The organism is Rhodanobacter thiooxydans LCS2, from assembly GCF_000264375.1.
Classification (GTDB): domain Bacteria; phylum Pseudomonadota; class Gammaproteobacteria; order Xanthomonadales; family Rhodanobacteraceae; genus Rhodanobacter; species Rhodanobacter thiooxydans.
Window position 1 is genome coordinate 1 of sequence record NZ_AJXW01000027.1, and the last position, 17,569, is coordinate 17,569.

The following is a 17,569-nucleotide window of genomic DNA, read 5'->3' on the forward strand; positions in this document are numbered from 1 at the left end:
CCCCTGCAAGCAGGGGAGGGAGCAAAAGCGGAACATGAAAAAAGCCGGCTTGCGCCGGCCTGCCGCTGCCTGGATTGAAAAAAAGCCGGCTTGCACCGGCCTGCTGTTATCTGGATTAAAAAAAGCCGGCTTGCACCGGCCTGCTGTTATCTGGATTGAAAAAAGCCGGCTTGCGCCGGCTTTTTCGTGCAACGCGGGTCGCGCTCCGGCTTACGCCAGTTCGCGGATCTTCGCGTTCAGGCGGCTCTTGTGGCGGGCGGCCTTGTTCTTGTGGATCAGGCCACGGGCGGCGTAGCGGTCCATCACCGGCTGGGCGGCGGCGAACGCGGCGACGGCGGCTGCCTTGTCCTTGGCCTCGACGGCCTTGACGACCTTCTTCAGGGCGGTGCGGACCATGGAGCGTGCGCTGATGTTGCGCAGGCGGCGCTGTTCGGACTGGCGCGCGCGCTTCTTCGCGGACTTGATGTTGGCCAAGGTAGAACTCCGGATGCAGGGTTGGTTGGGTGGAAAAAGACGCCAATTATGCGGTCGATTCGCCGATGCGTCAATCACTTGGGCAGCGGCGCCCGGGGGGGCGGACCGTGCTGCGGCGGTGGTCGTGCCGGCATTTTGCCATAGGCGGGCCGTGATCCCGCCGCCGCGGGCTGTCAAACTGTGCGCCCCGCGCGACCGACGCCGAAGGTAGAACCGCTGCCCATGAAGTCCCCCAGCATGCTCCGCGGGCTGCTCTCGTTCAGCAGCATGACGATGGTTTCGCGGGTGCTCGGCCTGGTGCGCGACATGTCGATCAACGCCGCGTTCGGCGCCAACGGCGCCACCGACGCGTTCTGGGTGGCGTTCCGCATTCCCAACTTCATGCGCCGGCTGTTCGCCGAGGGCTCGTTCTCCACCGCCTTCGTGCCGGTTTTCACGGAAGTGAAGGAAAAGGGTACGCATGCGCAGCTGAAGGAGTTGATGGCGCGGGTATCGGGCACGCTGGGCGGGGTGCTGCTGCTGATTACCGCGCTGGGCATCATCTTTGCGCCGCAGGTGACGCTGCTGTTCTCGCCCGGCGCGGTCGACGAGCCGGTGAAGTTCGGCCTCACCGTCGACCTGCTGCGGCTGACCTTCCCGTTCCTGTTGTTCGTCTCGCTGACTGCGCTGTCTGGCGGCGCGCTGAACAGCTTCCATCGGTTCGCGCTGCCGGCGTTGACCCCGGTGATCCTCAACCTGTGCATGATCGCTGGCGCGTTGTGGCTGTCGAAGAAGCTGCAGACGCCGATCATGGCGATGGGTTGGGCGATCCTGGCCGCGGGCATCCTGCAGTTGCTGTTCCAGTTGCCGGCATTGCGCGGGCTGGACCTGCTGACCCTGCCGCGCTGGGGCTGGAGCCATCCGGAAGTGCGCAAGATCATGCGACTGATGGTGCCGACCCTGTTCGGCTCGTCGGTGGCGCAGATCAACCTGCTGTTCGACACGGTGATCGCCTCGCTGCTGGTGGTCGGCTCGCAGAGCTGGCTGTCGCAGGCGGACCGCTTCCTGGAGCTACCGCTGGGCGTGTTCGGCGTGGCGCTGGGCACGGTGATCCTGCCGTCGCTGTCGCGCCACCACGTCACCACCGACACGGCCGGCTTCTCGCGCGCGCTGGACTGGGGGCTGCGGATCACCCTGCTGATCGCGGTGCCGGCGATGTTCGCGCTGATGCTGCTGGCCGGGCCGCTGGTGGCCACGTTGTTTCAGCACGGCCACTGGAGCGCACACGACACCCACATGGCGACGCTGTCGATCACCGCGCTGAGCTTCGGCCTGCCGGCGTTCGCGCTGGTGAAGGTGCTGCTGCCGGCGTTCTACGCGCGCCAGGACACGCGCACGCCGGTGCGCGCGGCGGTGGCCTCGCTGCTGGCCAACATGCTGCTGAACATGGTGTTCCTGGCGCTGCTGTTCGAGCTGTGGGCGCCGGCGGAGCTGAAACGCCTGCCGTGGATGGACGGCCTGGCCCGGTTGCCGGGCCTGCACATGGCGCTGGGCATGGCCAGTGCGGTGGCGGCCTATGTGAACCTGTGGCTGCTGTGGCACTGGCTGAAAAAGGCCGGCGTGTACCAGCGCCAGCCGGGCTGGCCGCGGCATCTGCTGCGGCTGGCGGCAGCCTGCGCGGTGATGGTGGCGGTGCTGCTGCTGGGGCGCTGGCTGTGGCCGAACTGGACCCATGGCGTGCCGGTGCTGACCCGGCTGTGGCACCTGGCCGTGCTGGTGCTGGCCGGCGGGACGACTTACGTGGCCGTGCTGTTCGCCGGCGGCTTCCGCCTGCGCGACCTGCGGGCTGCGTGAACCCCCGCGACTGGCCGTTATACTCACGCGATGATGAGACTTTCCCGGGATGTCGCAGGCCCTTGCCTGGCGCCGCGCGGCAGCGTGATCGCGGTCGGCGCGTTCGACGGCCTGCATCGCGGCCACCAGGCATTGCTGAGCCAGGTGCGCGAACGCGCGCAGGCGCTCGGCTGCAGCCCGGTGGTGGTGAGCTTCGAACCCCTGCCGCGGGCGTTCTTCTCGCCGGCGCCGGTGCCGCGGCTGTCCAGCGTGCGCGAGAAGCTGCGCGGCTTCGCTGCCGCAGGCATGGAGCACACCCTGTTGCTGCGCTTCAACCGGGCGCTGACCCTGATGCCGGCCGAGGATTTCGTGCGACGGGTGCTGGTCGAGCGGCTGGCCGCGCGCGAGGTCTGGGTAGGCGGCGATTTCCGTTTCGGCAACGGACGCGGTGGCGATGTGGCGCTGCTGGAGCGCATGGGGGCGCAGCTCGGCTTCCGCGCCTGCGCCATGCCGACGATCCAGATCGACGGCGCGCGCGTATCGGCCAGCCGCGTGCGTGCCTTGCTCGCCGCTGGCGAGTTTGCCGGGGTCGAACCCCTGCTGGGCCGGCCGTTCGTGATCGACGGCAGGGTGGAATACGGCAACCAGCTCGGCCGCACACTCGGCTACCCCACCGCCAACATCCATCTGCAGCAGCGGGTCAGCCCGGTGCAGGGCATTTTCGCGGTGCGCGTGGGGCTGGGCGAGGGCGAATGCAGCTGGCCCGGCGTGGCCAGCCTCGGCGTGCGCCCCACCGTGAACGAGGTCGTCGAGCCGCTGCTGGAAGTGCACCTGTTCGACTTCGAGGGCGACCTGTACGGCCAGCGCATGGCCGTGCAGTTCGTCGCCAAGCTGCGCGATGAGCAGAAGTTCGACGGACTGGAACCGCTCAAGGCGCAGATGGCGCTGGATGCGCGCCGGGCGCGCGAGTTGCTGGGCATGAACCCGCGGCTGGCCGAGGCATGAGCCGTATTCCGGTGCGCGTTCGTATCGTTTAACTTTGCATTCTTGCGTCCGTCGATCGGCGGGCAGCAACACCTCACCGATGGCATCCAGGCCCATGAACCACGATTACAAGAGCACGATTAACCTGCCGCAGACGGATTTCCCGATGCGTGGCGATTTGCCGAAGCGCGAGCCTGGCTGGCTGGCGGAGTGGGAGCGGGTCGGCCGCTATGCGCAGATCCAGCGCAAGGCCGCGCACCGCGACAGCGTGTTCGTGCTGCACGACGGCCCGCCGTACGCAAACGGAGCGATCCACATCGGCCACGCGGTCAACAAGATCCTCAAGGACATGGTGGTCAAGTCCAAGCTGCTGGCCGGCCAGCGCGCGCCCTACGTGCCGGGCTGGGACTGCCACGGCCTGCCGATCGAGATCGCGGTGGAGAAGAAGTACGGCAAGCCGGGCGAGAAGCTCGATGCCGCCCAGTTCCGCCAGAAGTGCCGCGAGTACGCCCAGCAGCAGATCGACGACCAGCGCGCCGGCTTCAGGCGGCTTGGCGTGCTCGGTGACTGGGAGCATCCGTACCGCACGATGGATTTCAAGTACGAGGCCGACATGCTGCGTGCACTGGCGCGCATCGTTTCCAACGGCCACGTGGTGCGCGGCGCCAAGCCGGTGTACTGGTGCTTCGACTGCGCCTCGGCGTTGGCCGAGGCGGAGATCGAATACGGCGACAAGGTCTCGCCCGCAGTCGACGTGGCGTATGACGCGGTCGAACCGAAAGTGCTGGCGGCGAAGTTCGGCGTGGATGCCGGCGACGCCATCGTCGCCATCCCGATCTGGACCACCACGCCGTGGACCTTGCCGGAAAGCCAGGCGGTATCGCTCGGCGCGGATCTCGAGTACGCACTGATTGAAGGCCCGTCGCGCGACGGCAAGCGCGTACTGCTCGTTGTCGCCAGCGCACTGGTCGACAAGGTGGTGCAGCGTTACTGCATCGGGCAGACCACCGTGTTGGGCCATGCCGAAGGCAAGGCGCTGGAAGGCCTGCAGCTGCACCATCCGTTCTACCTGCGCGAAGTGCCGGTGATCCTCGGCGAGCACGTCAGCGCCGAGGACGGTACCGGTGCGGTGCACACCTCGCCCGATCACGGCGTCGAGGATTTCGTGGTGGCGCGCGAGTACGGCATCGGCCTGCTCAACTACATCGGCTCGCGCGGCAGCTACCGCGCCGACACGCCGGCGGCCGACGGCCTCGACCTGGCCGGCATGCACATCTGGAAGGCGAACGACACCATCGTCGACCTGCTGCGCCAACGCGGCGTGCTGCTGGCGTTCGCGAAGATCGAGCACAGCTACCCGAACTGCTGGCGGCACAAGACGCCGGTGATCTACCGCACCACGCCGCAGTGGTTTATCTCGATGGAGCAGGCGCAGCTGCGCGAGACGGCACTCACCTCGATCAAGGCCGTGCGCTGGGTGCCGGGCTGGGGCGAGGAGCGTATCGCCGGCATGGTCGCCGGGCGCCCGGACTGGTGCATCTCGCGCCAGCGCACCTGGGGCGTGCCGATCGCGCTGTTCGTGCACAAGGCCACGCAGGAGCCGCACCCGGATTCCGTCGCGCTGCTGGAGCAAGTCGCGAAGAAAGTGGAGCAGGGCGGCATCGACGCGTGGTTCGCGCTGGACCCGGCCGAACTGCTCGGCGACCAGGCGAACGATTACGAGAAAGTCACCGACGTGCTGGACGTCTGGTTCGATTCCGGCGTCACCCATTTCGCGGTGATCGGCCAGCGCCCGGAACTGCAGCAGGGTAGGGCGTCGCACTACAAGGTGATGTACCTGGAAGGCTCCGACCAGCATCGCGGCTGGTTCCAGTCGTCGCTGCTGACCTCGGCGGCGATCCACGGCCGCGCGCCGTACGACGAAGTGCTCACCCACGGCTTCGCGGTGGATGCGAACGGCCGCAAGATGTCCAAATCGCTGGGCAACGTGGTGGCGCCGCAGAAGGTGATGGACACGCTGGGCGCCGACGTGCTGCGCCTGTGGGTGGCCTCGGCCGATTACCGCAACGAGATGACCGTTTCCGACGAGATCCTCAAGCGCGTCTCCGATGCGTACCGCCGCATCCGCAATACCGCACGCTTCCTGCTCGGCAACCTCGACGGCTTCGACCCGGCGAAACACCTGCTGCCGGTGGAAGGCAGCGTGCTGCTCGACCAGTGGGCGGTGCAGCAGGCGTACGACGTGCAGCAGGCGGTGACCGCCGCGTACGAGCGCTACGACTATCCCGAGGTGGTGTCGCGCATCCAGAACTTCTGCACCAACGAACTGGGCGCGCTGTACCTGGACATCACCAAGGACCGGCTCTACACCATGCCGACCGACAGTCGCGGCCGGCGCAGCGCGCAGAGCGCGATGTACCGCATCGCCGAGGCGCTGGTGCGCTGGCTGGCGCCGATCCTCAGCTTCACCGCCGAGGAGATCTGGCAGGCGTTGCCGGGTGAGCGCGGCGACAGCGTCCTGTTCGAGACCTGGTACGACGGCCTCGCCGCCACCCAGAACTCGCCGGAACAGCGGCGCTACTGGAGCGATCTGCTGGCGATCCGCGACGGGGCCTCGCGCGTGCTCGAGGGCATGCGCAAGGCCGAGCAGATCGGTGCGGCGCTGGAAGCAAAGCTGGTGGTTCATGCCGATGCCGCGATCCAGTCTCGCTACGCCGAAGTCGCCGACGAACTGCGTTTCTTCTTCATCACCTCCGACTTCACCCTGGCGCCGTCGACGCCGCGTGCTGACGATGCGGCGACGGTGGAGTTGGATGGCGCCGAAGCCTGGGTTTCCGCCGACGTCAGCAGCGCCGCCAAGTGCGTGCGCTGCTGGCACCGCCGCGACGACGTGGGTAGTCATGCCGATCATCCCGAACTGTGCAGCCGCTGCATCAGCAACATCGAAGGTCCCGGCGAGGACCGCCGCTGGTTCTGACCGGTGACGTCGGCGGTGCAGGGAGCGTAGGGCGGGCACTGCCCGCCGACTGCATGGCTCGTCGCATCACGGATCCCGCCGGAGCGGCGGGCAGTGCCCGCCCTACGCGGGGCGCGCACGAAAGCATCTCCAAATTTCCTGACCGAGCCTCCCGCCATGACCCCGAAACCCAACGCACTCTCCTGGCTGTGGCTGTCCGCCGCGGTCATCGTGCTCGATCAGCTCAGCAAGTGGTGGGCGTTGTCGACGCTGCAGCCCGCCGGCATGCCGCATCCGGTAATCCCCGGCCTCCTCAACTGGACGCTGGCGTTCAACACCGGCGCCGCCTTCAGTTTTCTCGCCGGCGGCGCAGGCTGGCAGCGCTGGTTCTTCGTGCTGCTGGCGCTGGCCATCGGCGCGGTGCTGGTGGCATGGCTGGCGCGCACGCCGCGGCGCGACTGGCGTACCGCGCTGCCGCTGGCGCTGATCGTGGGTGGCGCGGTCGGCAACCTGATCGACCGCCTGCACGCGGCCCAGGTCACCGACTTCATCCACGTGTATTTTCGCCAGTGGAGCTACCCGGTGTTCAACCTCGCCGATTGCGGGATCACGGTGGGCGCCGTGATGCTGATCGCGTTCGGCCTGTTCGCCGGCAAGCCCGCTGACGGCGTGCGATAATCACCGATCTTGATGTAAGAGCCCGCTGGCGGGCGATGCTCCTGAATTGAAAAGCATCGCCCGCCAGCGGGCTCCTACGGGATTCCGTATCGAGGTCGTCTTGGACATCCTTCTCGCCAACCCCCGCGGCTTCTGTGCCGGCGTCGATCGCGCCATCGCCATCGTCGAGCGCGCGCTGGAATCCTACGGCGCGCCGATCTACGTGCGCCACGAGGTGGTGCACAACCGCTACGTGGTCGACAAGCTGCGCGCCGACGGCGCGGTGTTCGTCGAGGAACTGCACGAGGTGCCCGACGGCGCCACCGTGATCTTCAGCGCCCACGGCGTGTCGCAGGCGGTGCGCGAGGAAGCCGAGCAGCGGCATCTCAAGGTCTTCGACGCCACCTGTCCGCTGGTCACCAAGGTGCACATGGAAGTGGCACGGCTGGGGCGTACCGGGCGCAGCGTGGTGCTGGTCGGCCACGCCGGGCACCCCGAGGTCGAGGGCACCATGGGTCAGTGGAACCGTGCCCATGCCGGCGAGATCCTGCTGGTGGAATCGGTGGAGGACGTGGCCACGCTCGCGCCGAAGTTCCCGCATGCGCTGTCCTACGTCACCCAGACCACGCTGTCGGTGGATGACACCAAGGCGATCATCGCCGCGCTGCGCGCGAGGTTCTCCGACATCGAGGGGCCGCGCAAGGACGACATCTGCTACGCCACGCAGAACCGCCAGGATGCGGTGCGCCGGCTGGCCGATGCGGTCGACCTGATGCTGGTGGTCGGTTCGGTCAACAGCTCCAACTCCAACCGCCTGCGCGAGCTGGCCGAGAAGCAGGGCGTGCGCTCGTTCCTGATCGACGGCGCCGAGCACATCGAACGCAGCTGGCTCGATGGCGTGAGCCGCATCGGCCTTACCGCCGGCGCGTCCGCTCCGGAGAAGCTGGTACGCGACGTGATCGCCCGCCTGCAGTCGTGGGGCGCCGGCCAGGTGCGCGAGCTCGACGGCGAAGCGGAGAACATCACCTTCGCGCTGCCCAAGGAATTGCGCGTCGTCGGCGGCAACGGTTCGGCCAGCTTCTGATCCCCCGAGATCGAAACCGCAGGAATGAAAGGCCCCGGAAAGCACGGCTTTCCGGGGCCTCGTGTTGCGTCAACTGGTGCCGGAGATAGGAATCGAACCTACGACCCCATCATTACGAATGACGTGCTCTACCAACTGAGCTACTCCGGCGGAGAACCGCGGATTCTACGGGGCGCACCGCAGCGGCGCAAGCGATCGCGGCGGCGTTTGCGCCGCGTGGCAGTCATGAGACGATGGTTGCGGCCTTGCTGCCGGCGGCTGGGGAAGGACGCCGCGAGCGATCATGCCGGCTCAGGTTTTCCGCGGCATGGCCGATAACGAGGCGAGGGCGCGGGCCGCACGGACAAGGAGGGTCTGAATCGACTTTCTTGGGGGCGTGTTGTCCGGACTATTTTTTCGATGGGCAGGTTGGCTGGTGTTGCTTCTGGCAGCGGCACCGTGTGCGTTGGCGGGGCCGCCCATCCAGCATCAAGCGCACGACGTGGCGGCGTTCGACCTGCTCGTCCGCCAGCTGGACAACGGCGATATCCCGCTCAACGACCAGGCCGCGGCCACGCAGGCGCTCGAGCGCCTGGGCGCGCTGCTGCCGCCCGGCGACGCCTACCGACAGCGCCGCTACGAGTATGTGTACTGCTTCCTGGCCTTCGACAACGACGTCAAGGGCGGCTACGCCTATGCGGGCCGCGGCACCGAGCAGGCGCAGAAGGCAGGCGACCTGGAGGCGGAATCCAACTTCCGGATTTGCCGTGGCCTTTACCAGAGCAAGCTGACCACGGAGCGCGACGCGCTGCCGGACTACGAAGCGGCTATCCGGATTGCCCGGCGCCTGGAGAACTCCCGCCTGATTGCCGACGCGCTGACCTGGCGCGGCAGCGCCCAGTCGCTGCTGGGCGAACAGGCCAAGGCGCTGTTCGATTTCCTGGAGGCGCAGCGCCTGTACGAAACCGTGGGCAACACGACGGCGGCGCAGTCCAACCTCATCAGCATCGCCACCATCTACCGTCGGCTGGGCGAGTACGGCAAGGCCGGCGATTACCTGCGCCAGTCGATGCAGTCGGCGCAGCGCAAGGGCGACAAACAGGAACAGATGGTGGTCTACATGCAGCAGGGTTTCCTGGCCACCGAGCGGGGCGATCCCGCGGGTGCCGTCGCCCCGTTGCAGCAGGCGCTGGCCCTGGCGCGCGAAACCGGTTCGCGGCAAAGCGTGGGTTCCGCCCTGCTGGCGCTGGCGGAAAGCAACAACGCTCGCCAGCGTCATGCCGAGGCGCTGCAGCAGGTGCAGGCCGCCACGAAGGAATTCCAGGCCGTCTCGGACCACTCCAATACCGGCATGTTGCTGCTGCAGTCGGCCGAGGCGCATGCGGGCCTGGGCCAGCACGAATTGGCCGCGCGCGAGTTCGATCTCGCCGAGGCGAGCGTCAGGCAAAGCCGCAACATGCGCTACCTGGCCGAGCTGTACGAGGAGCGTTCCAGGAACCAGGAGGCGCTGGGCAAGCCGGCCGCCGCGCTGGCCGATCTCAAGCTGAAAATGGAGACCGATGCGGCGCTGGCGCGCATGGCCAAGACCCAGCTGACCACGCTGATGAGCTGGCAGTTCGACACCGAGCGGCGCGAGCTGGAGAACCGCAAGCTGGCCGCCGACAAGGCGCTCAAGGAACAGCAGCTGGCCACGCTGGAGCGCGTGCGCGGCTGGCAGTGGCTGGCCATCCTGCTGGCCGGCGTGCTGTTGCTGCTGATGCTGTGGCTGGCGTGGCGACAGCTGCGCCAGAGTCGCCACCTGCACCGGCTGGCGCTCACCGATGCGCTCACCGGCATCTCCAATCGGCGCCATATCGAGTACATGCTGGGCGAAGCCGTCGACGAGGCTCGCCGCAGCCAGCAGGAGCTGGCCGTGATCATGCTCGACATCGACCACTTCAAGCGCGTCAACGACAGTCACGGCCACCCGGCCGGCGACCAGGTGCTGGAACAGCTCGTGCGCGTCTGCCTGGGCGCGCTGCGCCAGCATGACCGGCTTGGCCGGATGGGCGGCGAGGAATTCCTGGTGGTGCTGCCGGATACCGACCTGGAGGGCGGCCTGCAGGTGGCCGAGCGGCTGCGCGCTTGCGTGGCCGCGGCGCGGCCGGTGGTCGACGGCGTGGAGCTGCAGCTCTCGATCAGCCTCGGCGTGGCCCAGCTGCGGCCGACCGAGAGCGGCGCGGCCTCGCTGGTGCGCCGCGCCGACGCCGCGCTGTACCACGCCAAGGACAACGGCCGGAACCGGGTCGAAGCGGCACCGTAGCGAACCGGATCTGCCGCGGCACCGACGCATCCGCGCGGTTGCCGCGCGTGACCGCAGTCACCTTCCCGATGCCGTCAGCCGCCGCTTGTCGGCCAATTCCTACCGCTGGTCGGCTGAGGGCTGGCCGGGGCCGGGCGGATCGGTACATTGCCGGCAGGGGCATCAGGGAGAATTCCATGCAAGTCTGGTCGCGTCAGCGAGGCGTCTCGTTGATCCGGGCACGCGCGTCGGTGGACACCGGCGACCGCCCGCGGTGGCGCACGCCGGCACGCAGACGCGAGCGCGGCTTCAGCCTGGTCGAGCTGCTGATCACCATGGCCGTGGCCGTGGTGCTGATCGTGATCGCGGTGCCGAGCTTCAAGTCGCTGACGCTTTCCAACAAGCTCACCACCGCCGCCAACGACATCGTCAACGCGATCCACGTGGCGCGCATGGAAGCGGTCAAGCGCAACGCGAACACCCAGCTGTGCAGCAACGCGGCCAGCGCCAACAGCACCGATACGCTGGGTAAAGCCTGCACTACCGAGGTCGGTGCGGTCTATGCCATGGCCGCTGGCGCCGCCAGCCAGGTGCTGGCCGGCACGGTCGGCATCAGCGGAGCGGTGCAACTGAAGGGCGACGTGACCGCGATCCGCTTCGGCGGACAGGGACTGGGGCAGAAAGTCGGCACGACCACCCCCTACACCGGCACGGTGGCCGACCTCTGCACCAGCCAGATGAGCAAGGACAACCATCGCATCATCAGCATGACCACCGGCTCGATTCTCGTGGTCGATACCAGCTCGGGAGCCTGCCCATGATCCGTCGCCCTGTTCCTGCCATGCCGCGCATGGCGGCGCGCCCGGTGCAGTCCGGCGTCGGCCTGATCGAGGTACTGATCGCCGTGCTGGTGCTGTCCATCGCCTTCCTCGGCATCGCCGCGCTGCAGGCCATGTCACTCTCCACCAACAACAGCGCGATGGCGCGCAGCATGGCCACCATCGCCAGCTACTCGATCCTAGACGCCATGCGGGCGGATATTGGCAGCGCCCGCAGCGGCGCCTACAACACCACGGTCGTCGCCAACGCGTGCCCGGCAGGAAGCGGAAGCCTGGCCAGCGCGCAGCTCTCCCAATGGTGCGGCAGCCAGCTCGGCAACAAGAGCCTGGGCGCCGTGGCCAGCACCACCGGCAAGATCTCCTGCAGCGCGGTCGGTACCGCCAGTGCCGACTGCACCATCACCATCACGTTCGACGACAGCCGCGCAGGCACGGGCGGCAGCAGCACCCAGCAGGTCGTCACGCGGGCGATGCTATGAACGGCGGTTTCCCGATGTGCCGCAGCATGGGCCGCGTTCCCCGTCGGGCGACGCTTCCGGCCGGCTTTACCCTGATCGAGTTGATGGTCGCCATGCTGCTGGGCCTGATCGTCATCGGCGGCGTGGTCAGCGTGTTCCTCGCCAACCAGCGCACTTACCGCACCAATCAGGCGCTGGGCGACGTGCAGGACGGTTCGCGCATCGCGTTCGAGCTGATGGCGCGCGATATCCGCAACGCCGGGCTCAACCCCTGCAACAACGACGGCCGCATGGCCAACGTGCTCAACAACAGCGCCACCGACTGGTGGGCCAACTGGGGCAACGCGCTGCGCGGCTACGGCGGCACCCAGGGCGACCCGGCGACGGGAAGCGTGTTCGGCACCGGCGTGGGCGAACGGGTTGCCGGCACGGATTCCGTGCAGGTTCTGGGCGCGGTCGACGACGGCATGAGCGTGGCGGAAGACAAGGAGCCCGCGGCGAACTTCAAGCTCAACGACAAGACCACCAACCTGCAGTCCGGCGACATCGTCATCGTGTGCGATCCCGACCATGCAGTGATGGTGCAGATCAGCAACTACAACAACAGCACCGTCACCTTCGTGCACAACACCGGCAACTCGGTCAACCCGGGCAACTGCTCGAAGGGTCTGGGCTATCCCAGCGATTGCAGCAGCGTCAACGGCAACCTCTACCAGTTCGGCGCCAATTCGCAGATCGCCAAGCTGGGCGCCGCCGACTGGTACATCGGCAACAACCCGGTCAAGGGACGCTCGCTGTACCGGGTCGAGCTGGCCGCCCCGGATGCCAAGGAGAACGTGTTCCTCGGCACGCCGCAGGAAATGGTGCGGGACGTCACCGGCATGGCCATCACTTACCACGCGAAGGGCAGCGCCTCGTTCGTGCCCGCCGGTTCGATCGCCAACTGGGCCCTGGTCGATGCCGTGCAGGTCACCCTGACGCTGCAGAGCGCCGACCAGCGCGCCGGCACCGACGTCAAGCCGCTGACGCGCACCTTCACCGCCACGACCACCGTGCGCAACCGGGTGAACTGACATGCAACGTGCTCTCGCATCCTCGTCCCTGTCCGCAGCGCGGCCATTCCACCGTGGCGGCTATCCGCCATGGCGGCGTGCCGGCCAGCGCGGTGCGGCGCTGGTGGTTGCGCTGATCCTGCTGGTGGTGATCACCCTGGTCGGGTTGGCTGCGGTGCGCGGCACCATCATGCAGCAGAAGATGGCGAACAACCTGTATGACCGCCAGATCGCGTTCCAGGGCGCCGAAGCCGCCATGCGCGCGGCGGCGGCCGTGATTGCCACCAACCCCGGCGTCATCGCCCGCAATTGCCAGGCCGCCAGCGTGGTATGCCTGTCCAATCCGTTCACCGACCCGAACTTCCCGACCGGCAAGATCCAGACGGTGGCTACCGGCACCGGGGTGGGGCAGTTCACCACCAGCAGCGTCGCCGCCAGCCCGCCGCAGTACGTGGTGGAGAACATGGGCAACTGGGTCGACACCACCTCCAGCACCGGCTTCAACCAGAGCGCCAATTCGCAGAACTACGGCGCGCAGGGAACGTCCACTACGGCGGTGTACTACCGCATCACCGCGCGCAGCGGCGACCCCGCCGTGGTCGGCGACCGCGCCGTGGTGATGCTGCAGGCCATGATCAAGCAGCGCTGATCGTCGACGCACAGGCCACCAGACAGATCGCATGGGCCGTCCCATGCCGCACCATCCAGGAGCGGAATCGCCATGAACACCATCACCCGTCTGCACCGCAATTCCAGCCGTTTCTTTGGCAGGGCGCTGTCGGCCGGCTTGTCCGTGTGGATGCTGGGCGTGGCCTGCTCGCCGGCGCTGGCCGCCGTCCCCGTCGACCAGGCGCCGCTGATCATCCAGAAGCCGTTGCCGCCGAACGTGGTGCTGATGCTGGACGACTCGGGGTCGATGAACAATGACTACATGCCGGACGACCTGAGCGACACGAGTCTTGGCGGTTATCGCAATTCGGCCATAAACGGCGTGTATTACAACCCGAGCGTGGTCTATGCCCCGCCGCCCAAGGCCGACGGCACGCCGTACCCGAACTCGCCGGGCATCGCGAATGCCTACAAGGACGGCTTTCGCGACACGAGCACGACCGACGTCACCCAGTACAAGGGCAGCTTCAATTACTACACGCGATTCACCATCGCCAGCACGAGCACCTACACGGCCACGCTCAGCTGCAATTCGGGCGACACCCTGATGACTTCCGGCAGCTACAAGGGCCAATGCCGGCACAGCACCAGGAGCGGCTACACCTACTACTCTCCCTATTACGCATGCAGCTACGGCGACAGTGGCCCGGACGGCAGCAACATCTGCACGGCCACCACGTACAGCTACAAGTACTTTTTCACCTACACCGCGGGCAGCAGCAATACGCCGCATTACGTCGGGCAGAGCGGCGACTGCGCGTCGTTGCCCTCGGCGAGCCAGGCCGTCTGTGACGACAGCAGTGCCACGCAGCAGAACGTCGCCAACTGGTTTTCGTATTACCGCACGCGCATGTTGATGGCCAAAAGCGGCGTCATGAGTGCGTTTTCCGGTGTGGATGCGAGTTTTCGCGTGGGCTTTGGCTCGATCGGCGGGAGCAATGCGAGCACGAGCTCGCTGGGTGACGATTACTACGCCTTCACGACGTCCGCGCATGGAGACACCTACCAGACGGGCATTGCGCTGGTGAAGCCGTTCGGCGATGGTTCCGACGGCACGCAAAAGAGCAAGCTGTGGAACTGGCTGGTGGGTACGAAGCCGAGCAGCTGGACACCGCTGCGCGGCGCATTGAATGCAGTAGGCAAGTACTACCAGACCCAGCAGCCCTGGCTGACCCTCGCCGGCGAGTCCGGCTACGTCAGCGGCACCAATACCGAACTTGCCTGCCGGCAGGCCTACAGCATCCTGACCACCGACGGTTTCTGGAATGGCAGTACGCCCAGCAATATCGGCGACGTGGACAGCACCAAGGCCACGTTGAGCGGCAGTAACGGCCAGACCTATGCCTATGCGGCGGCTGCGCCGTACGCGGACGGCGTGAAGGACACGCTTGCCGATGTGGCGATGAAATACTGGGTAACGGATCTGCGCAGCGGCACGCCGAACGAAGTGCCGACCAGTACGGAAGACCCCGCGTTCTGGCAGCACATGACCACATTCACCCTGGGCATGGGCTTCACGCCGACCGGCATCTCGCCCACGGGTACGACGGTCAAGCAGATCTTCGACTGGGCCAATGGCGGCAGCGCCATTCCCAATTTCAGTTGGCCAACTCCCAGTTCCGACAGCCAGAACAATATCGCCGACCTGGCCCACGCCGCGGTCGACGGCCACGGCGGCTTCTATTCCGCCACCAGCCCCCAGGCGTTCGCCAGCGGCATGAGGGATGCGCTGAAGCGCGCCTCCGAGCGGGTCGGCACGGGCGCCAGCCTGGCGGCCAACTCCACCCAGCTGAAGACCGGCACGGTGGCGTACCAGGCCAACTACTACACCGCCAAGTGGAAGGGCGACCTGAAGGCGCTGGCGGTGGATCCCAACACCGGCGCGATCGCCGCCACCCCGACCTGGACCGCGGCCGGCTCGCTGCCGGCCGCGGCCAGCCGCAACATCTGGACCTACAGCACCGCCACGACGCCGAAGTACCTGGCGTTCCAGAACGGCACGGGCAGCACGCCGCCGGCGTTGTCCGCCACGCAACTCGCAGCGCTGGGCAGTACCGCGGCTGCCCAGGCGAACATGGTCAACTACCTGCGGGGCGACGCCACGCTGGAGCAGAAGAACACCGGCGGCACCTACCGCAACCGCGACACGCCGCTGGGCGACATCGTCGATTCGCAGCCGGTCTACGTGGGCTCGCCCGACCCGAACCTGTTCGCCAACCAGACCTTCACTGGCTCGTCGACCTACCTGGCCTTCGCCAGCGGCACCACCGACAACAAGGGGAACTTCACGCCCAGCACCGCCGCCTCGCGCGCCGGACTGATCTACGTCGCCGCCAACGACGGCATGCTGCACGGCTTCGACGCCACCACCGGCGCGGAGAAGTTCGCCTACATCCCGGGCGCCGTGCTCACGGCCGGCAGCGCCGGCGGGCTGGTCGGTCTCAGCCAGCTGTCCAGTCCCGACTACGGCACCACGGCGGGCGCGCCGCACCAGTATTTCAACGACGGCGAGCTGACGGTGGCGGACGTCTACCTGGGCAGCGCATGGAAGACCGTGCTGGTGGGCACCACGGGCCGCGGCCTGGCCAAGGCGGTATATGCCTTCGACATCACCGATCCGACCGCGATCAAGTTCCTGTGGGAACGCTCGGCTGGCGATGGCCAGACCAACAGCAACTACATCGGCCAGATGTCCGGCAAGCCGGTGATCGCGCAGACGGCGGACAGTACCTGGTCGGTGCTGATGGGCAACGGCTACAACAGTGCGGCCGGCGTGTCGGCCCTGCTGCAGTTCAATCTCGCCACCGGCGCACTCAACGTGCACGCCACCACCGACACCACCGCCGACAATGGCCTGGCCGCCCCGGGCGTATGGATGGACCCGGCGGGTACCGGGGTGAGCACGGTGGCCTACGCCGGCGACCTGCACGGCAACGTCTGGTCGTTCACGCTCAACACCGGCAGCGGCACGAGTACCAGCACGCCCTCCAGCACCGGCAGCCTGCTGTTCGTGGCCAAGGACGGCGGCGACAACCGGCAGCCCATCACCGGCGGCATGCTGGTGGGCAAGGATCCGGCAAGCGGCAATACCTGGGTGTTCTTCGGCACCGGTCAGTACCTGAGCACCACCGATCTCACCAATACCGCCACCCAGAGCTGGTACGGCCTGATCGTGCAGACCACCAACGCCACCAACAGCCCGGTGGTCGCCTCCAGCATGACCCGCGCCGACAACCTCGTGCAGCGCGCCATCGTGGCGGAGACGGCGGGCGACTCCAGCGCGACGCCACCGGTCGCACCGGCGCGGGCGGTGACGCCCACGCCGACCTCCTCCGACATGACGGGCAAGTCGGGCTGGTACATGGACCTGCTCGCGCCCACCGGCACCGGTGGCGCCCTGGTGTCGCAGGGCGAGCGGATCGTGACCTCCAACCAGTTCCAGGGCAACTTGCTCCTGGGCACCACGCGGATTCCGCAGGCCTCCGACATCTGCAATCCGTCCGGCAGCGGCTGGATCATGGCGATCAACCCGTTCACCGGCACCAATCCGTCCGACAATTTCTTCGACGTCAACGGCGACGGCCTGGTGAACGCGTCGGACACGGTGACCGTCGGCGACAAGAGCTATCCGGCAGCCGGCATCGGCTTCAGCTCGCTGCCCAACAACCCGATCTTCGTCGGCGGCAGCATGCTGGTGAGCTTCGACAACGGCTCGAACAGCAGCATCACCACCTCGGGCTCGACCGGCAGCATCCAGCGGGTTTCGTGGCGCGAACTGATCAACCAGTAAAGGAATGAAGCGATGAAACGATTCTCACCGGTTGACAGTATCGCGACGACGGCCATGCGCGAGTGCCGCAGCGCCGGCTTCACCCTGATCGAGTTGATGATCGTGGTGGCGATCATCGCGATCCTGGCGGCAATTGCCTTGCCGACCTACACCAACTACATCACCAAGACCAAGCGGGTGGCGGCGGAGGGGTGTCTGTCGGAGCACGCCAATTACATGGAGCGTTACTACACGACCAACCTCAACTATGCCAAGGACAGCGCCGGCACGGCCAATGCCTTGCCGGGACTGGATTGCGCCAGCCCCCAGCGCACCGGTGCCGATTACCAGTTCGCCCTGGCAGCGGCGTCGACGGTGGGGTACAGCATCACTGCCACGCCGATCAACGCCCAACTGACCCGCGACACCAAGTGCGGCACGCTCTCGCTCGACCAGGCTGGCACGCGCGGACCCAGTACGGCCGGCTGCTGGTGATGCCATCGCGTTTGCGTTGAATCACCGCCGGTTCTTCGACACCAGACGGCGGTTTGGTGG

The 17,569-nt window shown here is 67.2% G+C and carries 14 protein-coding genes and 1 tRNA gene; 12 read left to right on the forward strand and 3 right to left on the reverse strand.

The window, feature by feature from the left end; translation table 11 throughout:
* Both UUA_RS19955 and rpsT read right to left on the reverse strand, forming a co-directional pair.
* The coding region (locus UUA_RS19955; RefSeq protein ID WP_238533002.1) for a hypothetical protein at positions 1–192 on the reverse strand (192 nt) is incomplete at its 3' end.
* Positions 193–210: 18 nt separating this feature from the next.
* Positions 211–474 (reverse strand): 30S ribosomal protein S20, encoded by a 264-nt coding sequence (rpsT, locus tag UUA_RS06370; protein ID WP_008435251.1) that lies wholly within the window; start codon positions 472–474, stop codon positions 211–213.
* Between the two features lie 222 nt (positions 475–696).
* Here rpsT and murJ point away from each other — a divergent pair, with 222 nt between their 5' ends.
* The 5 genes from murJ (at position 697) to ispH (ending at position 7,967) form a co-directional block, all read left to right on the forward strand.
* Positions 697–2,307 (forward strand): murein biosynthesis integral membrane protein MurJ, encoded by a 1,611-nt coding sequence (gene murJ / locus UUA_RS06375; RefSeq protein WP_008435253.1) that lies wholly within the window; start codon positions 697–699, stop codon positions 2,305–2,307.
* Between the two features lie 30 nt (positions 2,308–2,337).
* Positions 2,338–3,291 (forward strand): bifunctional riboflavin kinase/FAD synthetase, encoded by a 954-nt coding sequence (locus UUA_RS06380; protein ID WP_039953656.1) that lies wholly within the window; start codon positions 2,338–2,340, stop codon positions 3,289–3,291.
* A gap of 94 nt (positions 3,292–3,385) precedes the next feature.
* Positions 3,386–6,247, forward strand: coding sequence for an isoleucine--tRNA ligase (gene ileS, locus UUA_RS06385; protein ID WP_008435256.1), 2,862 nt, complete (start codon positions 3,386–3,388; stop codon positions 6,245–6,247).
* Between the two features lie 156 nt (positions 6,248–6,403).
* Positions 6,404–6,904: a signal peptidase II gene (gene lspA, locus UUA_RS06390; RefSeq protein WP_008435258.1), complete on the forward strand. Its 501-nt coding sequence runs from the start codon at positions 6,404–6,406 to the stop codon at positions 6,902–6,904.
* A gap of 100 nt (positions 6,905–7,004) precedes the next feature.
* Positions 7,005–7,967, forward strand: coding sequence for a 4-hydroxy-3-methylbut-2-enyl diphosphate reductase (gene ispH, locus UUA_RS06395; protein ID WP_008435264.1), 963 nt, complete (start codon positions 7,005–7,007; stop codon positions 7,965–7,967).
* A 74-nt stretch (positions 7,968–8,041) separates the two neighbouring features.
* On the opposite strand, the gene UUA_RS06400 is transcribed toward ispH, so the two are convergent.
* Positions 8,042–8,117, reverse strand: a tRNA-Thr gene (locus UUA_RS06400).
* 265 nt (positions 8,118–8,382) lie between these two features.
* Here UUA_RS06400 and UUA_RS06405 point away from each other — a divergent pair.
* From UUA_RS06405 to UUA_RS06435, 7 genes are all read left to right on the forward strand, one after another.
* Positions 8,383–10,248, forward strand: coding sequence for a GGDEF domain-containing protein (locus tag UUA_RS06405; protein WP_039953657.1), 1,866 nt, complete (start codon positions 8,383–8,385; stop codon positions 10,246–10,248).
* 176 nt (positions 10,249–10,424) lie between these two features.
* Positions 10,425–11,048, forward strand: a complete 624-nt coding sequence (locus UUA_RS06410) for a GspH/FimT family pseudopilin (RefSeq protein ID WP_039953658.1) — start codon at positions 10,425–10,427, stop codon at positions 11,046–11,048.
* Positions 11,045–11,545 (forward strand): type IV pilus modification protein PilV, encoded by a 501-nt coding sequence (gene pilV / locus UUA_RS06415; protein ID WP_039953659.1) that lies wholly within the window; start codon positions 11,045–11,047, stop codon positions 11,543–11,545. Before UUA_RS06410 ends, pilV begins: the two co-directional genes overlap by 4 nt.
* A 26-nt stretch (positions 11,546–11,571) precedes the next feature.
* Positions 11,572–12,597: a PilW family protein gene (locus UUA_RS06420; protein ID WP_155943244.1), complete on the forward strand. Its 1,026-nt coding sequence runs from the start codon at positions 11,572–11,574 to the stop codon at positions 12,595–12,597.
* A 1-nt stretch (position 12,598) separates the two neighbouring features.
* Positions 12,599–13,225 carry a pilus assembly PilX family protein gene (locus UUA_RS06425; protein WP_008435270.1) on the forward strand — a complete coding sequence of 209 codons (627 nt, stop codon included), beginning with the start codon at positions 12,599–12,601 and terminating at the stop codon, positions 13,223–13,225.
* Positions 13,226–13,297: 72 nt separating this feature from the next.
* Complete coding sequence (locus UUA_RS06430) at positions 13,298–17,035, forward strand: PilC/PilY family type IV pilus protein (RefSeq protein WP_008435271.1); 3,738 nt, start codon at positions 13,298–13,300, stop codon at positions 17,033–17,035.
* 54 nt (positions 17,036–17,089) lie between these two features.
* Positions 17,090–17,509 (forward strand): type IV pilin protein, encoded by a 420-nt coding sequence (locus UUA_RS06435; RefSeq protein ID WP_155943246.1) that lies wholly within the window; start codon positions 17,090–17,092, stop codon positions 17,507–17,509.
* Positions 17,510–17,569 lie beyond the last annotated feature (60 nt).